The organism is Azospirillum formosense, from assembly GCF_040500525.1.
Classification (GTDB): Bacteria; Pseudomonadota; Alphaproteobacteria; order Azospirillales; family Azospirillaceae; genus Azospirillum; species Azospirillum formosense_A.
Window position 1 is genome coordinate 448,333 of record NZ_CP159403.1, and the last position, 20,685, is coordinate 469,017.

Here is a 20,685-nt window from a genome sequence, read left to right on the forward strand (position 1 = left end):
AAAATGGCCCGATGTGCCGCCGCCGCAAGCCGATGCCCCCGTCAACTGAACGGGAGGTAGAGGCGCCTACGCTTCCAGGACGGACTCGACCTCGGACAGGTCGCTCAGGCGGCGGGCCAGCTTGTCGGTGCACTGGATTTCCAGGATGCCGAAACCGGCGTTGGGAGCGATCGCGTGCAGGTCGCCGGCCATGCCGTTCTGGCTGGCGAAGCGCTTGACCCGCTCCACCATGGCGTCGCGCTCGGGTCGGCCCGGACGCAGGCCGGGCAGGGGGCGGGTGAACAGAACCTTGTAGCGTTTGAACATGGCGTGAGCCATGGGAGGGGCTCCCGGCCTGGGTGGGGAAGGACGTGCCAGGGGGTTTGGCACGTCCTCCCCCGCCGGTGCAAGCCCTTCGGGCCGGCGTCGGCCCCCGGCGTCGCCCCAGCGTCGATCCCAGCCTCAGTCCTTGCTCGGCTCCACATTCTCCGCACCCTTGCGGGTGCCGCCGAAGCGGTCGGCGCCCTTGGCGTCGGGGGCGTCCGGCTTCTTGTGGTTGCCGGTGTTCTGCTGGTCGTCGGTGTGCTTGACGGTCTCTTCGGTGTGGGGCTGCTTCATCGCGGGGCCTCTTGCTCCGTTCGGAAAGGTCACCCCATCAACCGGCCAGGCTCGCGCCCGTTCCCTGGATGACGCCTCGGATGACGCCTTAGATGACGTTGGTCTCCAGCAGCGGACGGTTCTCCACCAGACGGTCGTAGGCGAAGGCCGACAGGTTCAGGCTGCGGTAGGCGCCGGTTGCGATCAGCTCCGCCAGCCCGCGCCCGGCGCCCGGCGCCTGCTGCAGGCCATGGCCGCTGAAGCCGTTGCAGAACAGGAAGTTGCGAAGCTCCGGATGCGGCCCGATGATCGCGTTCTGGTCGATCTCGTTGTATTCGTAGAAGCCGGCCCAGGCGTTGGTGACCTTGATCGCCTCGAAGGCGGGCACGCGCTCGGCCAGCGCCGGCCACATCATCTCCTCGAACAGGCCGTGCTCCACCGTCAGGTCGTCGGTGTCCGGGTCGCGGTCGGCGGGCGGCGGGGCGCCGCAGATGAACTGCTTGCCCTCGGGCCGGAACCACACGCCGGACGGGTCGATGACCAGCGGGCAGCCGGGAAGCTCGTCGCGGCAGTCGAACACGAAGACGCAGCGCTTGCGCGCCGACACCGGCAGGTCGACCCCGGCCATGGCGGCGACGCGGCGGGCCTGCGGCCCGGCGGCGTTGACCGCCACCCCGCAGGACAGCCGCTGCCCGTCGGCCAGGCGCACCGCGGTGACCTTGCCCTCGGCGGTCTCGATGCCCGCGGCCTCCCCGGCGATCATGGTGACGCCCAGCGCCTTGGCCTTGCGGCGGAAGGCCTGCATCAGGCTGTAGCCGTCGAACCATCCCTCCCCGGACAGGCCGAGCGAGCCGAGCGCGATCCCCTCCACCGACAGCCAGGGGAAGCGGGCGGCCAGCGCCTCCGGCGGCAGCAGCGCCACGTCGGCGCCGCAGGAGAGCTGGATGGCGTTGTTCCGGCGCAGGATGTCCGCCCCGGCCCCGGTCGCCAGATAAAGGTAGCCCGGCTCGCGCAGGCCCAGATCCACCGGGTCGTCGTCCACGGACAGATGCTGCGTCGCGTTGCGGATGAAGGACAGGCCGAACTGCGACAGGGCGATGTTCGCCGGAGTCGAGAATTGCTGCCGGATCGAGCTGGCCGACAGGGCGGACGAGGCGCGCTGGTAGGTCGGGTCCCGCTCCACCACCGCCACGCTGCCGCCGAAGCCGGGGTCGCTCGCCAGGAAATAGGCGACCGCACAGCCCATCACACCACCGCCGACGATCACGACGTCGTACCGATCCGCCATCGAACACTCCCGAATTAACCTTATTTATCGTTCCGGTGATCGGGCCAGAAGGCGGGGCCGCCGTCAAGAGGGCTCGGAAGGGCCGGCGCTCACGGTCCGGCGGTCAGAGCCCGGCGCTCACAGCCCGGCGATGGCGCGGGCGACGGTCATCCACTCGTCGCCCGGCTCGGCGTCGCGCAGGGCCAGCAGCGGCGGCCAGACGCCCAGTTGACTGCGGCGGCGCTGGGTGACGAAGCGGTCGATCTCCTCCGGGGTCGGCAGGCGGTCGGCCTTGCGCTGGTTGCAGCGGCGGTGCGCCAGAACGACGTTCGGCGCCGCGTCGAGTCCGCCATAGGCCAGCGGAATCAGATGGTCGAAGGTCGCCTTGGCCCCCACCGGCTCCCCGCAGTAGAAGCAGCACCCGCCCTGCTGGACGTCCATGAGACGGTATTCGTCGGGGCTGACGGGCATGGTGGCTCCTGTGAGGCTCACACCGGCAGGCGGATCAGCACGCGCAGGCCGCCGTAGGGGCTGTCGCTGAGCGTGATGTCGCCGCCGTGGCTGCGGGCGACGTCGCGGGCGATGGTCAGCCCGAGTCCCGCCCCGCCGGTCGCCTGGTTGCGGGAGCTGTCCAGGCGGAAGAAGGGCTTGAACACGTCGTCGCGGGACGCCTGGGGAATGCCCGGCCCGTCGTCGTCCACCAGGATGTCGATGAAGCCGTCCACCCGCTCCGCCCGCACCCAGATGCGGTCGCCGTGGCGCCGCGCGTTGGACAGCAGGTTGGCGAGGCAGCGCCGCGTCGCGTTGGGGCGCAGCGGCAGGGTCAGCCCGTCCGGTGCCGCCAGGGCCACTTCCGCCCCCTCGCGGCGGACGCCGGAGACGACCTCGTTGAGGATGCGGGTCAGGTCGGTCGGTTGGACGGCCTCCGTCCCCTCGCCGCGGGCGAAGGCCAGATAGCCTTCGATCATCGTCTCCATCTCGGTGACGTCGGTCAGCAGCTCGTCGACCTCCGGCCCGTCGCCCATCATGTCCAGCGCCAGCTTCATGCGGGTCAACGGCGTGCGCAGGTCGTGGCTGACGCCGGCCAGCATCTCCGTCCGCTGGGTGATCTGGCGGTGGATGCGCTCGCGCATGCGCATGAAGGCGACGGCGGCCTGCCGGACCTCGGTCGCCCCCTCCGGCTTGAAGTTGCGCACGTCGCGGCCCTTGCCCAGAGCGTCGGCGGCGGCGGCCAGCCGTTTGATGGGGCGGATCTGGTTGCGCATGAAGATGATGGCGACGGTGAACAGCACCAGGGCCGAGCCGACCATCCACAGGATGAAGATGTAGCTGGTCGGGCTGAACAGGCGGCGTTCCGGCGACATCACCGACAGCACGCCGTCGGGCATCTGCACGCGGATCTCGTACCATTCGCGGGTGATGCGGGTGTTGATGGCGAAGGGCCGCCGCACCCGCTCGTGCAGCGCCTTGCTCAGCGTGTTCTCCAGCATGCCGCGCAGCTTCTGCGGATGGTCGGGCAGGGTGCTGCCGGGTTCCAGCGTCACGATCAGGTCGGTGCTGCGCGCGGTGGCGGCCAGCGTCCAGTTGCGGCCTTCCGGGGTCGGGTCGTGCTCCAGCATGCCGATGACCATGGCGATGTCGCCGGCCACCGCGAAGGCCAGCCGGTTCGTCATGGTGTCCCAGTGCCGGTCGTAGAAGATCCAGGTCGCCACCGCCTGGGCCAGGATGACCGGAGTCACGATGATCAGCAGCGAGCGGCCGAACAGCGTGCGCGGCAGGAAGCGCTTCAGCAGCCCCGTCTGCTCGCGGCGCGGCATCGGCATCGGTGCGGCGGCGGTGTCGGTGGTCATGGTCCTGATCCTGGCTTTCCGGCGGTCCCGGTTACGGGTCCGGCCTCAACACATAACCCTCGCCGCGCACGGTGTGGAGGTAACGCGGCTCCCGCGGGTCGGGCTCGATCTTGCGGCGCAGGCGGGTCACCTGCACGTCGATGGTGCGGGCGTTGCCGGCGACCTTGCTGCGCTCCGTCAGCTCCTCGCGCGAGAAGATGGTGCCGGGCGAGGCGGCGAGCACGCGCAGCAGCCCGGCCTCCGCGGTGGTCAGGCGGACCACCTCGTCGCCCGCCCGCAGCTCGTCGCGGTCGGGCAGGTAGATCATCGGGCCGAGCTTCACCGGCTGCGGCGGCGCCGGGTCGGCCGGGCGGCTGGCCTGGCGGCGCAGGATCGAGTTGATGCGCAGCAGCAGCTCGCGCGGGTTGAAGGGCTTGGCGAGGTAGTCGTCGGCCCCGGCCTCCAGCCCGGCGATGCGGTCGTCCGGCTCGCCCCGCGCGGTCAGCAGCAGGATGGGCAGGTCGCGCTCCCGCCGCAGCGCTTCGGTCAGCTCCAGCCCGGTCTCGCCCGGCATCATGATGTCGAGCACCAGCAGGTCGAAGGCGAGCCCGGCCAGCTTGGCCCGCGCCTCCGCGGCGTCCTTCGCGGTCGACACGAGGAAGCCGTTGCCGGCGAGATACTTGCGCAGCAGCTCGCGCAGGCGGGTGTCGTCATCGACGACCAGGATGTGGGGCTGGTCTTCTTCGGTCATGGCGCGACTGTAGCGCAAGCCGGCGCCGCGCACCAAGGGAAGCGGCGGCGGCCGGCCGGGGCATCGGGCCGCACGCCGGGTCCTCCGTCAAGCGGTCGCATCGGCGCCCGCGGTCAGTTCCGCCAGGGTGGTCAGGATGCGGTTGGGCGCTGCGGGCTTGGTCAGCACGAGGCAGCCCGCCTCCTTGGCGGCGCGCACGAGGTCGGCGGACAGTTCCCCGGTCAGCAGGATGGCCGGGACGTCGCGTCCCAGCACCCCGCGAAGCGTCTGGATGCCGCTCAGCCCATCGGTGCCGCCGGGCAACCGGTAGTCGCTGAGGATCGCCGAGGGCGCCTGGAGGGTCGCCTGGGCGGCGGCGAGGGCGGAATCGAAGGTGTCTGCGGCCATCACCCCGGCCCCGGCCTGCTCCAGCAGCAGGGTCAGGGAGCTGCGCTGCAGCGGGTCGTCCTCGACCACCAGGATCCGCCGCCCGGACAGGCGCCCGGGGGAGGAGCCGGCAGGGGAGGAGCCGGCGGGGGCGGCCGGCGCGACGGGGTCCGGCGGACGGGGCGCCGTTCCCGGATGCGGGGCGGCGGGGGCGGGAGCGCGGGGCAGGGTGACCGCGAACACGGACCCGCGACCGACCCGCGACCGGACCTCCAGCGGATGGTCGAGCAGGCGGGCGGTGCGCTCCGCGATGGACAGGCCGAGGCCGGCGCCGCGCGACCCGTCGCGGGCCGGGTTGCCGATCTGATAGAACTCCTCCCAGATCGTGCCCAGTTCCGCCTTGGCGATGCCCCGGCCGCTGTCCCAGACCTCCACCCGCAGGCTGCCGCCTCGTGGCCGCGCGCCGACGACCACCCCGCCGCGCGCCGTGTACTTGACGGCGTTGGACAGCAGGTTGCGCAGGATCGGCTGGAGCCGTGCCGGGTCGCTGCGCACCCAGGCCTTGGTGGGCACCACGGTCAGCCGCAGGCCCTTCCCCTCGGCCTCCGCCCGCAGCTCGGCGGCGAGCTGGTCGAGCAGTGGGGCGAGCGGGAAGGTGCCGATCTCCACCGGCACCACCCCGGCCTCGAGCCGCGACAGGGTCAGCAGATCGTCGAGCAGCCGCTGCCCCGCCTGGAGCGACGCCGAGGCCATGGCGCCGAGCTGCTGGAGCGTCGGGTTCGGCGCCTCCTTCAACAGCAGCTCGTGGAAGGCGGCGAGGCCTTGCAGGGGCTGGCGCAGGTCGTGGCTGACGGTCGCCAGCACCTTCATCTTGGCGAGGCTGGCCATCTCGGCGCTACGCAGGGCCTTTTCCAGGTCCGCCGTGCGCCGGCGGACCCGTTCGTCCAGGCTCTGGTTGGCGCGCAGAAGCTCCGCCCGGACCGCCTCCTCCCGCCGCGCGCCGGCCAGGGCGAAGACGAACAGCACGGACGCTCCGGTCAGGATGCCGCCGCTGACCGCCGTGGTCCACAGGGCGCGTTCCCGCCAAGGGGCCAGCACCTCGGCCAGGGGGCGGCTCGCCACCACCACGATCGGGAAGCCGGACAGCGTGCGCGCGGCGATGATCTGCGAGCCCTCGACGATCGCCGGGCCGCCGGGAGGATCCCAGGGCTGGGGCCAGGCGGCCGACGGCGGGGCGACGGCGCTGTCCGGCGGCCATTCCGCCAGCTTCTCCTTGCCGCTGGTGAACAGCGCGAGCCGCGCCCCCTCGCCCCAGCCGGCCTCGCCGTACATCTGCGAGAAATAGGTGTTCTGGATGCCGGCCACCGCGACCGCCTGGACGGCCCCCTCCTCGTCGCGCAGGGCGCGGCTGATGGTGAAGCGCCCCTGGCTGGTGCCGGGGCCGGGCAGATGGTGGCCGACATGGAGACCCGGCGGCGGTCCCTGCGCCGTTCCCAGATGGGCCCGGGCGTAGTCCCGCTCCGACAGGTCGCGGGGCGGCGGCGGGTGTTCCGCGCTGTCGAGAAGCAGCCGGCCCTGCGCGTCGAGCGCCCAGATCCCGCCGATCTGCGGCAGGCGTTCCGTGCGGGCGCGCATGGCGGCCTGGATGCGCCGCCCTTCGGCGGGGTCGCGGCGGTCCCACCGCTCCAGCGCGTCGAGCAGCATGCGCAATTGCGCGTCCCCCGCCTCGATGGCGCGGCTGGCGTGTTCGTCGAGAAGATGGGCGGTCGCGGCGAATTCGCGACGGGCCTGGTCCAGCGTGGCGTGGCGGTCGCGCGACACCGAGAGGGCGGAGACGCCAACGCACAGGGCGGCAAAGGTCAGGAAAGCGGCCACGAGATGGGCACGCTGCATGCCGCCGCCTCCTTCAGGAAAGCTAAGACAAAAGAATCGGGTTGCCAAAACTATGGGCTAAGCAACAAGCCGGGGACAACTCCGCCGAAGGGCAGGGCCGACGCCGACGAATGGGGAAAGAGTCGTGAGTCGAAACATATGGGCGGGGCTTTGCCCGAAGGGTTCGGGTTGCATCCGGGCCTTTCGATCCCCACATGAAAAGAGTCGAATTTCTTTGGGTTTACGGTCCGCTTGCAGAACGCTGCGTCTGGTCCTTCCCCTCGGTGATTTGATGTGAACCCGCGGCACGCGCGCTGTGGGCAACCTCGTTCAAGGAACTACCAGATGGCTACTGGAACCGTGAAATGGTTCAACACCACCAAGGGCTACGGCTTCATCCAGCCGGACGATGGGACGGCCGACGTGTTCGTTCACATCTCCGCCGTTGAGCGGTCGGGCATCAACATTCATGAGGGCCAGAAGCTGTCCTACGAACTCCAGCGCGATCCCAAGAAGGGAAAGAGCGCCGCGGCCAACCTGAAGGAGGCGTAATTTTCCGCCCCGCTTTTTGCCGGGGCCGCTCATTCAGGGGCCGATTGCCCCCATCCTGTAACAGCCGCTTCACAAAAGAAACGCATGCTCCATGGACCGCCGGGAGCGCCCGGAGGGTGCCATGGGGCACGATGACGATCACAGGAGGCATGCATGGCATCCGATAACCGCAGCGCGGATCGGAATGATCTCGACTCCATGACCCGCGAGTTTCTTGCGAAGGGGGGCAAAATCGTTCAGTGCCCGCCGGGGTCTTCGGACAGCGTGGTGTACAAGCGCACCTCCTTCCGCCGCCGCGGCGCCGCGAACGCCGCTGGCAAGGACGGGGCGGACGGCGCCGCCGGAACCCCGCCGGCGGATGCGGTTCCCGCCGCCGCCCCGGAGGCGACCCCGGCCAAGGACAGCTGACCGACGGCCGGCCCGACCGGTCTTCCGGCCCGGCTCCTACCGCTTCACGGCGGCGAGCCGGGTCGGCACGGGGGGAGCGAACTTGACGCGGTCCTCCTCATCCATCATGCCCAGCATCACCTTGCGGAAGCCCTCGACGGCCTCCGCCCCGGCCATGCGGTAGGCGCGGGCGATCCGCTGCCGCTGCGTTTCGGACAGCTGGCGTTCCAGTTCCACGCCCTTTTCCGTCAGTTCCAGCAGACGCTGCCGCCGGTCCCGCACGCCCGTCTGCTGCTGAATGAACTCCTGCCGGACCAACTCCCCCAGCACGCGCGACAGGCTCTGCTTGGTGATCTTCAGGATCGCCAGAAGCTCCGACACGGTGATCTTCGGGTAGCGCCCGACGAAGTAGATGACACGGTGGTGCGCCCGGCCGAAGCCGATCTGCGCCAGGATCTCGTCCGGCTCCGCGGTGAATTCCCGATAGGCGTAGAACAGCAGCTCCATGCCCGTGCGAAGTTCCTCCTCGCGCAGGAAAAGCTGGTTCACGCCCGCTTTTATGTCAGCCATGTTGACGTGATCGGTGCGATTCGTTACAAATGGGTCAATAACCCAGACATAAACGAACAAAGGTCGCGAGACAAGCGCGGCTTTCAACAATTCCATTCCAAGTCCCGAGCAACGGGCCAAAGACCAAGGTGGGAGCCGCCATGTCCATCCTTCCCTTCGACGACCGCGACGGCGTGATCTGGTACGACGGCGCGCTGGTGCCGTGGCGCGAGGCGAATCTGCACGTCCTGTCGCACGGCCTCCATTACGCGAGCTGCGTGTTCGAAGGCGAGCGCGTCTACAACGGCAAGGTGTTCAAGCTGACCGAGCACAGCGAGCGTCTGGCCGCCTCGGCCCGCATCCTGGGCTTCGAGCTTCCTTATTCGGTGGCGGAGATCGACGCCGCGACCAACGAGACGGTGAAGGCCATGGGCTTCACCGACGCCTATGTCCGCCCGGTGGCGTGGCGCGGCAGCGAGATGATGGGCGTGGCGGCGCAGGACAGCCGCATCCACGTCGCCATCGCCGTCTGGCAGTGGCCGAGCTACTTCAGCCCCGAGGCCAAGATGGCCGGCATCAAGCTGACCTGGGCGCCGTGGCGCCGCCCGGCCCCGGACACCGCCCCGACGGCGTCGAAGGCGGCGGGGCTCTACATGATCTGCACGCTGTCCAAGCACGCGGCGGAGGCCGAGGGCTATCAGGACGCGCTGATGCTCGACTACCGCGGCTATCTGGCCGAGGCGACCGGGGCGAACCTGTTCCTGGTGATGGACGGCAAGCTTCACACGCCGAAGCCCGACTGCTTCCTGGACGGCATCACCCGCCGCACGGTGATCGACCTCGCCAAGGCCCGCGGCATCGAGGTGGTCGAGCGCCACATCAAGCCGGACGAGCTGGCGAACACCCAGGAGGTCTTCCTGACCGGCACCGCCGCCGAGGTCACCCCGGTCGGCCAGATCGGCGAGCACCGCTTCACGCCGGGCCGCGTCTGCGAGACGCTGGTGAAGGACTACGACGCGCTGGTGCGCGGGTAAGGCGCGGGGCGGACCGCTCTCCGGAGCGGTCCGCCAGAACGATGCGCTGTGCCTGCGCAGGTCCATGCCTGCGCAGGCCGGCGGCCGGTCCAGGATCGGCGGGCGTCCGACCGCGACGCCGCGCCCCGCCCCGCATCAGAACGCCTTGATCAATGTCCCGACCGTGACGTGCGGGAAGCTCTTGCCCCTGAAGTTCAGCAACGCGGTCTGCGAATACTGAAGCTGCAGGAATTCGGCGCCCGACGCATCCTCGACCAGCTCGATGGCGAACACCGACTCCAGGCTCAAGGTGTTGGCGTTGCTGGTGATGAACGGGATGTTCCCGATGCCGCCGGCCGAGGCCGTGGAGGTGATCAGGCGCGTGATCGTCTTCAGCGTCATGCCCTGCTCGTCCACCTGACGGGCCAGCGTGTCGCGCAGCATCTGGTTCGGGTCGTCGACGATGGCCTGCGTGATGGAGGCGGGCAGCGGGCCGCTGCGGAAGGCGCTCGGCGTGCCGAGATCGTACTCAGGATAGGGATTCTTCGTGCCGGGCGCCAGCGGCTGGCCGTCGATGTCGAACGGCACGGTGTTGGCCGGCGGGATGTCCGGCAACCGGTCGAACTCCGCGTGCTGGACGAAGCCGACGGTGGTGAAGGCGTTGCCGTGCGGAATGGTCGCCAGACGCGCGACGCTGGCGTCCGCCTTCGGTTCGGTGGTCGCCGGGATGTTCAGCCACATGCCCGGTTCGATGTGCAGCGCGCCGCCGGTGACGCCGTCGGTCACCCGGTGCAGGTAGGTGACCCCGAAAATGGCGATGTCGTCCTGCAGGCTGCCGCGGTTGAACACCGGCGAGCCGATGGTCGTGAACTCGATGGTTTCCCGCAGCTCGCTCAGCTCCAGAAAGAAACCGTTCGGGCTGTTGCCGGAGAAATCCGGACGGGCGATCAGGCTGAAGCCCGTGCCCTCCCAGAATCCCGGAAGATCCCTGAGCGCGCCCAGGCGGTCGGCGGTGGCAAGATGCGTCCCCGCGCTGCGCAGGGGGGCGCCGGTGCTCGGTGCCGCCGCCTCACGCGGCTTGTCGAGCAGGATCGACTGGCTGTCGTTGATCATTGGAAGTCCTCGCTGGGCACCGCGCGGGGTGCCCGTGGTTGTTGGGAGGCCGTTCAGTGCCTGTGGCCCAGGCGCTCGATCTCGCGCTTCAGCGTCGCCAGCCCTTCGCGCGCGATGTCGTAGGCGCTCGGCAGGCCGGGCTCCGGCGCGTCCTCACCGGGAATCCAGAACTTCCGCCGCGTCAGGCGCAGGAGATTGGTGAAGGGCGGAACGGCGTTGAACACCTCGACCAGCAGAGGGCCGTGGTACACCGGCAGGATCGGGCGGAGGAAGGTGCCCCAGGGAATCCAGCTGTCGTGCACCGCCCCGCGATCGGGCGCGGAGATGTGCACATAGTGCAGCCGGCTCTGCGCCACCGCGCTGCGCAGGTTGTCCTCGAACACCAGCGGTCCGTTGCTCCCCAGAACCACATGGGCGCTGTCGATGGTCAGGCCGGTCTGTGCGGTCTGGACTCCCTGGAGGAAGTCCAGCACGTCCGACACCATGTTCGGTGCCGGGGTCTCCCAGTGATCGACCGGCTCGATCCCCAGCTTGACGCCCTTCCTCTCCGCGTATTCGCCCAGCTCCTGCAGGACGGGGCGGGCCGCCTCGTAGCGCGGCGCCAGCCATGCCTGCAGAGCGTCGCTCCAGAGCGGGTCGCCGTCGTCCGTGGTCGGAAACACGCCGTAGGGGAAGACGAACGGACCGGCCATGATGGACTCGCCGCCCAGAACCGCGGTGATGTCCACGCGCGACTTCAGGTAGGCGAGCGCCTGCTCGCGCTGCTGCCGGTAGGGAGAGGTGGGATCGAAGGTGCGCGTGGTGCCGACGTTGGTGGTGAAGCGCACGCCCTCCAGGCCGGCCCGGTCGAAGGCCCGCCGCATGCGCGTGTAGCTTTCCACCTCCGCCGCGTGGTCGGCGGTCTGCACCGGGTGGATCGGCAGGTCGAAGCCGTCGTAGCCCAGCTCGGTCATCGCCTGTATGTGGCGGATGATGACCTTGGTGTAGGCCTCGTTGTCCGGCTGCAGGTTCGCCGTGAACATGAAGAAGCTGAGGTTGATGTCCCTCTTGGCGGTCTTGTTCATGGTCACCACCCCAACTGCTCGCGGAGGTAGGCGCGCGCCATCCTGGCGTATTGGAGCGGGTTGGCCTTGGCCGGGTCCTGCTCCGCCTCGATGACCAGCCAGCCTTCGAAGCCGACCTCGCCCAGGATCGACAGGATCTCCGGAAAGTGCTTGTAGGAGCCGTCGCCCGGCACGGTGAAGATGCCGGCCTCGATCCCCTGCTCGAAGGACATGCCCTTGGCGTGCATCTCCGTCAGCACGCCCTCGCGGAAGTCCTTCAGATGGATGTGCTTGATGCGGGTCGCGTATTTGCGCGTGATCTCCAGCGGATCGGCGCCGCCGCAGTAGAGGTGGGCGGTGTCCAGCAGCAGGAACACCAGATCCGGATCGGTCGCCGCCATCAGCCGTTCGACCGCCGCCTGCCTCATCACGCCGGTGCCCATGTGCGGGTGATAGCACAGGCGGCGGCCCTCCTCCCGGGCGATCCGGCCGATCTCGTTGAGGCCGGCGGCCAGCTCGTCCCATTGGCGGTCGTTGAACGTCGGAACGTTGGGGTACAGAGCCACGGGCAGCGGATTGACGGCGCCGCCGAACTCCGCCACCACCAGATCGGCGCGGCGCAGGTCGTTCTCGTGGCCTTCCACCTGCTTGATGAAGGCCAGCTGCTGGCGGACCTTCTGGATGGTCTGCGCCTTCATCGATTCGATGGTGAAGTAGGTGCTGACCCACGGCTCCGACACGCGCAGGCCGCGCAGGTCCAGCGCCGCCTTCAGCGTCTGCGGATCGGTCGGGTATTTGTGGCCGATGCTGCACCCGACATAGCCGGCCAGCGCCATCTCGCTGACGCACTGCTCGAAGGGGATGCCGATGTCGATGTTCAGGAAGTCGTCGTTCCACCAGAGCGTCGGCGTGATGCCGAGCCAAACCTTGTCCGGGGACAGCTTGGGAATCATGAAGCTCATCGTGACGGTCCTTCGTATCGGGATTCGGGGGTGCCCGGCGCGGGGCCGGGCATCACGGACGTGCGGGGAAAGGGGCGGGCCGGGCGTCAGGCCGGGACGCGTTCCGCATCCACCGCCCCGTCCACGGGTTCGGCGGCCGGCGGGGACAGACGGTCGCCCGCGAAGCGCGGGATGCGCGGCGGCCCAGCCCAGGAGCCGTAGCCCGGCGCCTTGGCGCCCGCGGGATGGGCGCCGATGGCCGTCCACAGCAGCCCTTCGACGTAGGAGGACGGCGACACCACGAAGGTGACGTCCTTCGGCGCCGGCCCGTAGCTCTCGGTCCAGGCGGCCGGCAGCTCGTACCAGACGCCGGAGTACCAGAGCTTGACGATGTTGCGGGCCACCGGCCCCAGCCTGCCGTCGCCGAAGATCGTCCGGCGCAGGTGGACGCCGCGTGCCGCGCCCCCCTCGTTGCCGGCCGCGCGCGGCGCCCCGGCGTGGAGGCCCAGCAGCTCGTCGACCAGCGCCGTGCCGACCACGCCGTCGACCGTCCTGAGATAGGCCTCGGCCTGACCGGTTCCCTGCAGCGCCACCACGCCGAAGGCGGTCACCTCCGCGGAGAAGGCCAGGAACTGGTCGAGACGGCTGTCCTCCCCTGTCTTGGGCGCGCTCATGCCACCACCTCCTCGCGGGCGGCGGCCAGGGCCTCGGCCGCGGTCACCGCATCGATCTCGAAGGTCGGCGCGGCGTTGCAGCCGGCGCTGTCCGGCAGCGGGTTGCGCACCAGCTCGGTGATCAGATTGCGGAAATCGAACATCAGCGGCACGGCCGCCAGCAGAAGCTCCGGCTTGCCGTCGTAGGCCCGCGTGATGGTCTTCAGGAACTTCGCGTAGGCTTGGTTGAACGACCGCGCCGCGTCGGACAGCTCGGTCCCGGCGGGGAAGTTGGCCAGCTTGACGTTCGCCGCGATGGGGTAGGACGCCTCCCAGTCGACCGTGAGGGCCGGCCCCGTGGGGTGGTGCGGCTCGTCGCCCTTCTGGTAGTAGCGCCCGTGGGTCAACTGGTCGAAGCGGTAATAGTGCGACAGCTCGTCGTCGCCGTCGTAGATGCTGCTCTCGGTGCCCTCGCCCTGCGTCATGACCAGCGTGATGGCGCGCTTCGCGCTCTCCAGGTCGGTCACGGCGAACAGTGTGCCGCCGCCGGAGTAGTAGTATTCCGACGTGACCTGCCGCTTGGGATCGCCGGTGAAGATGGTCCTGCCCAGCCCCTGCGCCTCCGCTTCCAGGAGTTCGAAGCCGTCCGCGATGGCTTTGTAGAAGTCGCCGATGCTGTAGAAATGCATCTCGTCGCTTTCCGGGTGCCGGCCGAGGACCGAGGTGCCGGCCGCATAGGACCGGCGGACCAGCCGGCCGTCGCCCTTGCTCGGCCGCTCGATCTTCTTGAAGGTCTCCACGGCCTCCTTGCCGAAGCGCAGGATGCCGACCGTGAAGTCCGTCTCGCCGTCCGGCAGGTAGGTCGGGTAGGACGGCACGAAGCCGGGGCGCGTCAGGTCCGGCGTGCCGCCGATGGCGTTCAGCAGGTTCGCCGCGATGGTCAGGTGCAGCATCTCCTCCACCGCCACCACCCGCAGGATGTGGACGGCGTCGGTGTTGGTCCCCGGCTTGATGGAATAGAGCGCCGTGAGATAGGCCGGGAGCGTCGCATGCTCCAACTGCATCGCCAGATACAGGTAGTTCTTCAGTTCAGAGACTGTCGTGATCTTGCTGGAAGGCACGGTTTCCTCCGATCGTCTTGCGCGGCCTGCGGAGAGGCGCGCCTTGCGTCAATGCAGCTGCTTGAGCATCGCGCGGGCGCTCCGGTAGCAGAGCGCGGCGAGGGTCAGGGTCACGTTGGCGGTGCCGATCGTCGGCATGCTGCCGGCGCCGACCAGATACAGGTTCGCGTGGTCCCAGGAGCGCTGGTCGGTGTCGACGACCGAGTTGCTCCTGTCCGTGCCCATGATGTGCGTCCCGGCGATGTGGTTGCCGCCGCGGATCGCGTAGCCCTGGCCTTCGTACGTCACGTAGCCGTAGTCGCCGGGGTCGTAACGGGTGTGGTCGGCCACGCCCAGGCGGGCGAACACGGTCTTCGAGAATTCCCGGGCGTAGGCGGCGCCGCGCATCGAATAGTCCGGCACCGTGAAGGACACCACCGGCCGCATGTTGCCGAGCTGGTCGGTGTATTGCGGATCGACGGTGACGCGGTTGCTCTCCGTCGGCGGAACCTCGATCATGAAGGCGAGCAGGAGCTGGCGCGAGATGCGGTCGATCAGCCCGCGGCGCAGGTCGGGTCCGAAAAGGTTCTGCTGGTCCACCAGTTCGGTCAGGTCGCTGAAGGGAGCGCCGGTCGCCCAGCCCCAGCCGTCGTTGTGGATGTCCACGCTGAAGGCGGCCTGGTGTCGGCGGAAGCCGCCGGCCCGCAGATCGATGATCCCGCCGGTGCAGCTCGTGCCGCGCATGGTGCCGCACACCTCGGGCATCAGGCCCCAGTTCAGCAGGTAGGCGTGGTCCATCAGGTTGCGCCCCATCAGCCCGGCGCTGTCGCGCAAGCCCGACGCGAGCATCAGCCGCGGCGTCTCGATGGCGTTCGCGGCGATCACGAAGATCGTGCCCTTGACGGTGATCGTCCTGTGCTCGGCCGACTGCGGCTCCTTGTAGACCTTGACCTCCAGCGCGGTGACGGTCCCGTTGTCGGGATCGGTGACGACCTTGGAGACGACGGCCTGCACCAGCAGATCGACGCGCCCGGTGTGCAGTGCCTTGGCTAGCGTCTTGCCGGAGTGATACCTGGCCTGCACCGGGCAGAGCGGCACGCAGTTGGTGTTGCCCTGGCAGCGCTCACCCTCCTCGACCTGGTGCGTGTTGACGGCGCCGATGGGGACGTAGCCCTTGCCGCCGTCGTAGGCTGGGTTGGGGATGCCGTTGCGGCCCTGCGGATAGGGGCGGATCTTGATCGGGTAGCTCTCGCCGCACAGTTCGACCCGGGTGTCGTCGATGCCCCGGGCGACCTGCTTGTCCAGGTAGGACAGCGGAAGTCCTTTCATGGGGAAGACGTAGTCTTTCGGGAAATGCAGGCCCAGATAGGTCTGCTCCTCGACGTTGGCGGACACGCCGATCTCGCGCTCCGCCGTGCGGTAGTCGGCCTCCAGATCGTCGTAGCCGAGCGGCCAGTCGAGCCCCTGCCCGAACAGGCTGCGCGTCTTGAAATCCTCCGGCAGCATGCGGGGGGTCTTGGCCTCCCAGTGCATGGTCGTGCCGCCGAAGACGCGGGTGAAGGTCGTGTCGGTGACGTAGGGGCCGGACTGCACCATGTAGGTGGAACTGTCCGTCTCGCCCGGCTGGAGCTTGCGCAGCAGCGGGCTGCGCGGCATCGCGGCGTTGGGGTTGGCGGGGAAGGGCGACTGGTTGTCCTTCGACGACGCGCCGTAGAAGTTGGAAAGATACGTCTCGTAGCCGGTCAGCGTCCGGTCGGTGCCCGTTCCCGCCTCCAGCACCAGCACGCGCTTGCCGGCCCGGCTCAGTTCGTTTGCGATGATGGCGCCGGAGATGCCCGTGCCGACGATCACAGCGTCGTACCGGTCGTCCGCGGACACCGCCTCGATGTCCGTCCGCCGCGCAGAGTCAATTGGAAACAGCACGCGCTTCCTCCACTCTGAACAAGTTGGTTTGATAAGGCTTTGATGTGACTTGATTATTCTTGCCGGCAGGGCTTTCCCCACCGATCACCGCGCCAGCTCCTCGACCAGCCGGTCGGCCGTCCGCAGCGCCAGCGCCGCCAGCGTCAGCGTCGGGTTGGACGTGCCCATGGTCGGGAAGCTGCCGGAGCCCACCAGGAAGAGGTTGCGGTGCTCCCACGCGCGCTGGTCGGCGTCGATCACCGATCCGGCGGGATCGGCGCCCATGGCGTGCGTGCCGGCGAAGTGCCCCATGCCGTGGTAGCGGAACTCGCGGCCCCGGTAGAAGACCGACGGGAACCAGCTTCCCTTGGACGGGTCGGTGCAGTCGGTGACTCCGGCGCGTCGGAAGACGGCGCGCGCCACATCCGACGCGGCGGCCATGCCGGCCAGCGTGTAGTCGTCGATCCGGTAGTCGATCACCGGCCTGGGGTTGCCCAGCGGATCGAGACAGGCCGGGTCGATGCTGACGCGGTTGTCCGGGTCGGGAAGCTGCTCCACCGCCAGCGACAGGCGGACGTGACGCGGCAGCGTCGCGCCGAGCTGCGCCCGCAGGGCCGGGCCGAACAGGTTGCGCGCCATGACCGCGTCGGACACGGCGGTGTCCGGCGCTCCGGTGCTGGCGCGCCAGCCGTCGTTGCCCACGTCGAAGCGGAAGGCCGCGTGGCGGGCACGGAAGGCGCCGCCGCGCAGATCCTCGATGCCGGAGGTCGACTGCGGCCCGCGGTAGGCGCCGATGTCGAGCGGCGCCAGACCCCAGGCGTACAGCGCCGGGTGGTCCATCAGCGTCCGCCCGACCTGGCCGCGCGGCCCCTCCAGCCCCGAGGCGAGCATCAGCTTGGCGTTCTCCACCGCGTGCGCCGCCAGGATGTAGGTGCGGCCGGTGGCGATCCGCGTGGTGTGGGCCGCCGTCGCGGGGTCGTCGTAGCGCTTGTACTCGATGCCCCGCACGGCGCCGCTCGCCGGATCGACGAGGATCCTCGACGCCACCGCCTGCACCCGCACCGTCAGGAAGCGGCGGTCGGCCTGCGCCAGCGTCTTGCCGGCGTGATACTTCGCCTGCACCGGGCAGATCGGCGTGCAGGAGGTGTTGCCCTGGCAGCGCTCGCCCTGGCGGGGCGGGACGGATGGACCGTCATCGGTCCGGATGTCCACCGCGCCGGCCGGCCGGTAGCCGTCGCGCGGGATGGAGTTGCGCGCCGCCGGGTAGCTGCGCACCCGGATCGCGATCTCCTCGTCGCCCAGCGTGACCGGCATGCCGTCGACCGCGGCGGCGAGCACGCGATCGGCGTAGCTCGGCGGGACGCGCCGCATCGGGTAGTCGTAGCCTTCGGGAAAGGTCACGCCCAGGTAGCTCTGGTCGGCGACGTCGGCGGACACGCCGATCTCCCGCTCCGCCCGCCCGTAGTAGGGGGCGAGCGCCGTGTAGTCCAACGGCCAGTCGCGCCCCACCCCGTGCCGGGAGCGCATCCGGAAATCCTCCGGCAGCATGCGCAGCGACACGCCGAGCCAATGCAGGGTGGAGCCGCCCCACAGCCGGGTGTAGCTGCTGCCGTACGGGTTGGGGCCGCGCTGGACGAAGTAGCCGTCGTTGTCGCGCAGCGCCGTGGTGTCCGGCTGCGGCGCGCCGACCGCGGGCGGCCAGGGCGATTCCGGGCTCTTGGCGCTGGCCGCGTGGAACCGCTCGAGATGCCGCGTGTAGTCGTCCAGCCCGCGCGACGTGCCCGGCCCGGCTTCCAGGACCAGCACGGTCAGGCCGGCGTCGGTCAGGTGCTTGGCGATCAGGGCGCCGGCGACACCGGCGCCGACGATGACCGTGTCGAAGGCAGCGTCCTTGGTCATGCCCCACCTCTCTCAAGGCCAGAGGACCCTGCGCTTTTCGGGCCGATGGCCCACGCGCCGTAGCCCTGCGGATTCGCTCCCGCCGCGTGCGCGCCGGCGGCCAGCCATTGCAGCCCCGCCTGGTAGGCGGCCGCCGAGACCACGCGGCTGGTGTCCAGCGGCGACGCTCCGAAGGCGGCGCGCCACGCCGCGGGAAGCTGGGTCCAGGCGCCGCAGTACCAGAGCACGATCAGGTTGCGGGCCACCGGGCCCAGGCGGGGATCGCCGAGGATTTCGGCCTCCGCCGCCCGCTCGCGCTCCGGCCCACGGGGCAGCTGCCGGTAGGCGGACATCAGGTCGCCGACGATGTCCTCCGGCAGCACCGCGTCCAGCACCGCCAGATACGCCGCGGCCATGCCGGTTCCGAGCAGCTGGACGGGGGCGAACCCGGTCAGGAGGGCCGACAGGCCGACGAAACCGTCCAGCCGGCTGGTGTCTGCGGGACCGGTCATCAGACGCCTCCCGGCTGGCGGGCTTTCGCGGTCTTCCGGACGACGGTCTTCACGGGCTGCTGCGGGGTGCGGGCGCGGATGGCGGACAGGAACGCGGCGTAGCTCCAGGTCAGGTTGCGCACGCTCTTCTCGTAGCCGGTCCGGCAGTCGAACTGTTCGCTCAGCTCGTAATGGTCGCTGTGGAATACCACCGCACGCAGCATGGCGTCGCCGGCGTCGCGCAGCGCCCCGGCCACCTCGGCCGGCGGCTGGGGGCCGGTGACGCCAACCTGGGCAAAGAAGGGCCGCGACAGGTCGTCCAGGGGGACCGCCTGCGCGCGTTCGATCTCGGTGGCGAGCCGGTAATACAGCTCGGCGAGGTTGGCGGTGCACAGCGCCCAGGGATGCCCGCCCTGCACCGGGTCCGACACGTCCCCGTCATAGACGTCGCCGGGATAGCGGCCGAGCAGCGGACCGAGGCCGCGCGCCCGGTCGTCGACGTTGATCGGGTACTGCCAGGCGGACCCGTCGTCCGCCCATTGGCCGCGCAGCCTCGCCGCGGTGGCCAGCAGCTTCGTATCGGTGACCGGCACGGCGCCGTAGACGCTCGCGCTGACGATGTCGATGTTCGGGTCGTAATTCAGGGTGCCCGGCACGGCCGACACGCCGGGGGAGGAATCGGAGGCGAGCAGCGTCACGTAATACTGGCCGTTCCAATGGTTCTGCAACGCCCGCTCCAGCCAGCCGGCCGCATCGGCGACTCCCTGCGGAACCGGGATGCCGAGCGTGTTGGCGGCGATGTCCCGGAAACAGCGGAGCTGGACCGCGCGGGCGAAGAAGGACAGGCCCTGGTGCTCCTCCCACAGGTTGGTCGTGGGGTTCTGGTAATCGCCCAGCAGGAACTCAAGGTTGCGGGCGATGACCTCCCTGGCGATGACCTGGGACGAGCCGCTGAGCTGGGGGTAGGCGCGCAGGAGGGCGATGGTCTGGATCGCCGGCCCGTCGGACTGCTCCGTCCACGGGCGCGACTGGCCGTCGATGGTGAAGCAGGCGTGCGCCAGCGTCGGGGTGGCGTTGTTCTGGCAGGTCTGGACGAAGAGGACGTAATCGTTCAGCGCCTCGATGCTGCCGTCGGGCGATGCCGGCAGGTCGCCCTCGACCAGCTCCAGCGCGGTGATGGCGGCGTCGCGCACCCAGTTGTAGACATAGTCCTGATCGACGCCCGGCGTGTTGGCGGGGTAGGACGGGGCGGCGACCACGCAGCCCGGCAACGAGAACCGGCCGGGTCGGGTCGGGTCCTCGATCACATAGCCGTCGCTGGTCACGTTGCGCAGCATCAGCAGGAACATGTAACGGGCCAGCGACGACAGGTCGGTCTGCTGAGCCGCCGCCCGCGGCGGATGCTTGTCCAGGAGGGCGGTGTGGGCCGCCGCCCGGGCGCGGGCGGGCTGGGTCTGGGATTGGGTCATCGGACGGTCTCCGCTCGATGTCGGGTCGGGTGGCTGGGAGGACGGCGCGAAGCGGGAGACGGCATCCGCGGCCGCGGGAGGAGGGGCGTGGTCGCGGGACGGCCCGTCCCAAACCCACGCCATCTCGTTCACCACGGTGACGCCGTCGATCTGGCCGGGCGGCGTGCGCAGCACCAGCCGGCCGCCGCCGTCGGTGAAGGGACGCACCTGCACCGTGTCGGACCAGTTGGGGAAGCTGCAGCCGTCGAGCCGGTGGGTGACCTCGCCGCCGTTCACCTCATAGCGGCCGACATAACCCAGGCAGGTGGAATAGGCGGCGGCGCGCTCCTCCACGCTGCCGCCACGCGGATCGGCGGTGTCCAGCTTGGGCCGGCCGGCGGCCGTCATCTGCACCGCCATGTGGCCGTCCGCCGTGTAGATCAGCAGGCCGGTCGCGTCCTCGCCGAACGGATAGGTGACGGTCCCGTCTCCCGCGATCCGGCGCCAAGCCGACAACCGCCATGACCCCACAAGAACATTCATGGCTGCAATCCATTCTCTGTTTCAAAAAAGAAAAAATCAGAAAAAATTTCTTGGAGCGGACAAGTTATCTTGCATTCCGAAGGCCGTGTTTCAGTCTCCAGACGCGGGTTTGCGAAACGTAATCTCTATGTATTTATTTAGTTGCCGAAAAAGCCGGTACGCAAAGCATCGCGCCGGGAGTGGCGGGAATTTTTGCGCTGTTTGCTTGGTGATTTAATATTGTCGAAAGCAACTTTCGGAATGAAAGCAAAAAATAACGCCGTGAAGCATTATTTTTTGCCTCATGCTTATGTGTGCGTAGTGTTTTTCTGTCATACGCAAGTAATCAGTGCGGAGTTTGTTGTGTGTGCTTATGACTGGGCATGGCGGCGGCGGTGTGGCTTGGGTGTGGCGACGCGCCATGCGGCGCTG

20 protein-coding genes and 1 pseudogene are annotated in these 20,685 nt (G+C 69.3%); 3 read left to right on the forward strand and 18 right to left on the reverse strand.

The window, feature by feature from the left end; all coding sequences use genetic code 11:
* Positions 1-66 precede the first annotated feature (66 nt).
* The 7 genes from ABVN73_RS15140 to ABVN73_RS15170 form a co-directional block, all read right to left on the reverse strand.
* The gene (locus ABVN73_RS15140; protein WP_094303270.1) at positions 67-318 is read right to left on the reverse strand and encodes a hypothetical protein; all 252 of its coding nucleotides are present in this window, start codon (positions 316-318) and stop codon (positions 67-69) included.
* Positions 319-441: 123 nt separating this feature from the next.
* A complete protein-coding gene (locus tag ABVN73_RS15145; RefSeq protein WP_167555917.1) occupies positions 442-597 on the reverse strand; it encodes a hypothetical protein in 156 nt (51 codons plus the stop codon).
* Between the two features lie 88 nt (positions 598-685).
* The gene (locus ABVN73_RS15150; RefSeq protein ID WP_353860475.1) at positions 686-1,864 is read right to left on the reverse strand and encodes an FAD-binding oxidoreductase; all 1,179 of its coding nucleotides are present in this window, start codon (positions 1,862-1,864) and stop codon (positions 686-688) included.
* A 117-nt stretch (positions 1,865-1,981) separates the two neighbouring features.
* Positions 1,982-2,314 (reverse strand): HNH endonuclease signature motif containing protein, encoded by a 333-nt coding sequence (locus ABVN73_RS15155; protein ID WP_040134423.1) that lies wholly within the window; start codon positions 2,312-2,314, stop codon positions 1,982-1,984.
* Between the two features lie 17 nt (positions 2,315-2,331).
* Positions 2,332-3,693, reverse strand: coding sequence for an ATP-binding protein (locus ABVN73_RS15160; RefSeq protein ID WP_353860476.1), 1,362 nt, complete (start codon positions 3,691-3,693; stop codon positions 2,332-2,334).
* Positions 3,694-3,724: 31 nt separating this feature from the next.
* Positions 3,725-4,423, reverse strand: coding sequence for a response regulator (locus ABVN73_RS15165; protein ID WP_353860477.1), 699 nt, complete (start codon positions 4,421-4,423; stop codon positions 3,725-3,727).
* 87 nt (positions 4,424-4,510) lie between these two features.
* Positions 4,511-6,682, reverse strand: a complete 2,172-nt coding sequence (locus tag ABVN73_RS15170; protein WP_353860478.1) for an ATP-binding protein — start codon at positions 6,680-6,682, stop codon at positions 4,511-4,513.
* 324 nt (positions 6,683-7,006) lie between these two features.
* Here ABVN73_RS15170 and ABVN73_RS15175 point away from each other — a divergent pair, with 324 nt between their 5' ends.
* Positions 7,007-7,213, forward strand: coding sequence for a cold-shock protein (locus tag ABVN73_RS15175; protein WP_014197503.1), 207 nt, complete (start codon positions 7,007-7,009; stop codon positions 7,211-7,213).
* A 153-nt stretch (positions 7,214-7,366) separates the two neighbouring features.
* Entirely contained in the window at positions 7,367-7,621 is a 255-nt protein-coding gene (locus tag ABVN73_RS15180; protein WP_353860479.1) for a hypothetical protein, read from the forward strand.
* Positions 7,622-7,657: 36 nt separating this feature from the next.
* Here the strand turns inward: ABVN73_RS15180 and ABVN73_RS15185 are convergent, their stop codons facing one another.
* Positions 7,658-8,170: a MarR family transcriptional regulator gene (locus ABVN73_RS15185; protein ID WP_353860480.1), complete on the reverse strand. Its 513-nt coding sequence runs from the start codon at positions 8,168-8,170 to the stop codon at positions 7,658-7,660.
* Between the two features lie 140 nt (positions 8,171-8,310).
* Between ABVN73_RS15185 and ABVN73_RS15190 the strand changes: the two genes are divergently transcribed.
* Entirely contained in the window at positions 8,311-9,183 is an 873-nt protein-coding gene (locus ABVN73_RS15190) for a branched-chain amino acid aminotransferase (protein ID WP_353860481.1), read from the forward strand.
* A 135-nt stretch (positions 9,184-9,318) separates the two neighbouring features.
* On the opposite strand, the gene ABVN73_RS15195 is transcribed toward ABVN73_RS15190, so the two are convergent.
* The 10 genes and pseudogenes from ABVN73_RS15195 to ABVN73_RS15240 all read right to left on the reverse strand — a co-directional run.
* A complete protein-coding gene (locus ABVN73_RS15195) occupies positions 9,319-10,275 on the reverse strand; it encodes a heme-binding protein (RefSeq protein WP_353860482.1) in 957 nt (318 codons plus the stop codon).
* Between the two features lie 53 nt (positions 10,276-10,328).
* Complete coding sequence (locus ABVN73_RS15200; RefSeq protein ID WP_353860483.1) at positions 10,329-11,339, reverse strand: sugar phosphate isomerase/epimerase family protein; 1,011 nt, start codon at positions 11,337-11,339, stop codon at positions 10,329-10,331.
* Positions 11,340-11,341: 2 nt separating this feature from the next.
* Positions 11,342-12,280, reverse strand: coding sequence for a myo-inosose-2 dehydratase (gene iolE / locus ABVN73_RS15205; protein ID WP_353860484.1), 939 nt, complete (start codon positions 12,278-12,280; stop codon positions 11,342-11,344).
* Positions 12,281-12,366: 86 nt separating this feature from the next.
* Positions 12,367-12,933, reverse strand: coding sequence for a hypothetical protein (locus ABVN73_RS15210; protein ID WP_353860485.1), 567 nt, complete (start codon positions 12,931-12,933; stop codon positions 12,367-12,369).
* Complete coding sequence (locus ABVN73_RS15215) at positions 12,930-14,033, reverse strand: ferritin-like protein (RefSeq protein WP_353860486.1); 1,104 nt, start codon at positions 14,031-14,033, stop codon at positions 12,930-12,932. Before ABVN73_RS15215 ends, ABVN73_RS15210 begins: the two co-directional genes overlap by 4 nt.
* A 48-nt stretch (positions 14,034-14,081) precedes the next feature.
* On the reverse strand, positions 14,082-15,935 hold the full coding sequence (locus tag ABVN73_RS15220; RefSeq protein ID WP_353860487.1) for a GMC family oxidoreductase: 1,854 nt from the start codon (positions 15,933-15,935) through the stop codon (positions 14,082-14,084).
* 84 nt (positions 15,936-16,019) lie between these two features.
* Positions 16,020-17,813 carry a GMC family oxidoreductase gene (locus tag ABVN73_RS15225; RefSeq protein WP_353860488.1) on the reverse strand — a complete coding sequence of 598 codons (1,794 nt, stop codon included), beginning with the start codon at positions 17,811-17,813 and terminating at the stop codon, positions 16,020-16,022.
* Positions 17,810-18,304, reverse strand: coding sequence for a hypothetical protein (locus ABVN73_RS15230; protein ID WP_353860489.1), 495 nt, complete (start codon positions 18,302-18,304; stop codon positions 17,810-17,812). Before ABVN73_RS15230 ends, ABVN73_RS15225 begins: the two co-directional genes overlap by 4 nt.
* Positions 18,304-19,695, reverse strand: coding sequence for a glycoside hydrolase family 15 protein (locus ABVN73_RS15235; protein WP_353860810.1), 1,392 nt, complete (start codon positions 19,693-19,695; stop codon positions 18,304-18,306). The genes ABVN73_RS15230 and ABVN73_RS15235 overlap by 1 nt, the downstream gene beginning before the upstream one ends.
* Positions 19,696-19,926: 231 nt before the next feature.
* Positions 19,927-20,274, reverse strand: a pseudogene (locus tag ABVN73_RS15240) (lipocalin-like domain-containing protein); the annotation flags it as partial.
* Positions 20,275-20,685: the final 411 nt, after the last annotated feature.